General features: G+C 48.5%; 1 protein-coding gene. It reads left to right on the top strand.

Annotated features, from left to right (window positions below; translation table 11 throughout):
* Window positions 1-138: 138 nt before the first annotated feature.
* The gene (locus AZ66_RS28920) at window positions 139-1,668 is read left to right on the top strand and encodes a glycine betaine uptake BCCT transporter (protein ID WP_044358083.1); all 1,530 of its coding nucleotides are present in this window, start codon (window positions 139-141) and stop codon (window positions 1,666-1,668) included.
* Window positions 1,669-1,745: the final 77 nt, after the last annotated feature.

The raw sequence follows: 1,745 nt of genomic DNA on the forward strand, positions 1-1,745 counted from the left end.
ACTGGATTCCTTTGAGGGATAGGTGCACGCAATTTATGTCTTTTATCGTCATGATATTTGTTCTTGTCCCGGACTATGTCTGGGATTTTTTTGCCCTTCCATCGCCGACATCAAGTCTTAGCATCTGGGAGTGAGGTTATGGTATTTGGTATATCAGTAGTAGTTATTTTAGCGTTTGTTATTTGGGGTTTCCTGTCCCCGGAGAGCTTATCCACGCAATCTAGCGCAGCCTTGTCATTTACGACAGAACGGTTTGGATGGTTCTACCTAATTACGGCGCTAATCATTTTAGTATTCTGTCTTTATCTTGCATTTGGCAAGTTTGGACATATTACACTAGGCAATGATGATGATGATCCGGAATACTCCAATATTTCTTGGTTCGCCATGCTGTTCAGTGCAGGCATGGGGATCGGGCTCGTATTCTGGGGGGTGGCCGAACCCATCAGCCATTACATAAATCCGCCAACGCTGAAAGGGATGACGCCTGGTGCTGCGAATGAAGCGCTTCGCTACTCCTTCTTCCATTGGGGCTTGCATCCTTGGGGCATTTATACGCTCGTCTCGCTGGGAATCGCCTATTTTACGTTCCGAAAAGGACATAATGGCTTGATAAGTTGGACTTTTGAGCCATTGCTTGGCGATCGGGTAAAGGGGCCAATTGGTAAAGCGATCGACATATTGGCGATTATTGCAACGGCCTTCGGGGTGGCAACATCGCTAGGTCTTGGTGCGATGCAAATTAATGGTGGACTTGCCCACACGTTCGGTATTCCGAGCAATGCAACGGTGCAGGTCATCATTATTGCAATTGTAACGGTGTTGTTCCTTGCCTCTGCAGTAACAGGGCTGGATAAGGGGATCCGGATCTTAAGCAATGTGAACTTGCTTATTGCGCTAGGGCTGCTCGTGTTCACCTTGCTGCTTGGGCCAACATCCTTTATTTTCGATTCCTTTACTACGACGCTTGGCGGTTACTTGCAAAATATTATTCAGATGAGTCTGCGGCTGACGCCGTTCACAGAAGATTCCTGGGTAGCAAGCTGGACCTTGTTCTATTGGTCGTGGTGGATTGCATGGGCGCCATTTGTTGGTTCCTTTATCGCGCGTGTCTCCAGGGGGAGAACGATTAAGGAATTCGTACTAGGAACGATGCTGTTGCCGAGTGGATTCAGCTTTATTTGGTTCTCGGTATTCGGCGCTACGGGGCTGAAGTTGGAAATGTTCGATGGACTCCCAATCGTAGAGTCGGTCAAGGCGGATATTACGTCAGCATTGTTTGTAACACTGGATGCTCTGCCGTTTGGAAGTTATATTGCCATTCTGGCGACGCTGCTGATTATTACCTTCTTCGTTACATCAGCAGATTCCGCTACTTTCGTGCTCGGCATGATGTCGACGAATGGGGATCCGAATCCAAGTGCGCTGATTAAAATTGCATGGGGATTATTCCAGTCCCTAATCGCAGTTGTCCTACTGCTTGGGGGCGGCTTGGAGGCATTGCAGACCGCATCCATTCTTACAGCCCTGCCATTTGCCGTCATTCTGCTTGGGATGTGTCTGTCCATAACGAAGGCGCTTCGCAAAGAGGAGCGGGACTACCGCTTGAAGGAGAAGCGCAGACGGCGCAAGGTTGATAAGTTATTGGAGCAGGAGGATTTACTGTAAACACTGCACCGACATGATTTCTGTGCACCTTGGTTCACGGTCAGCAAGAAGATACAAGAAGAGCCGCTTGCGATGAT

Source organism: Paenibacillus sp. E194 (genome assembly GCF_000935845.1).
Lineage (GTDB): Bacteria > Bacillota > Bacilli > Paenibacillales > Paenibacillaceae > Paenibacillus_B > Paenibacillus_B alvei_B.

Coding starts and splice junctions, on each gene's coding strand:
- AZ66_RS28920 (WP_044358083.1), top strand. CDS start 139: ATGGTATTTGGTATATCAGTAGTAGTTATTTTAGCGTTTGTTATTTGG.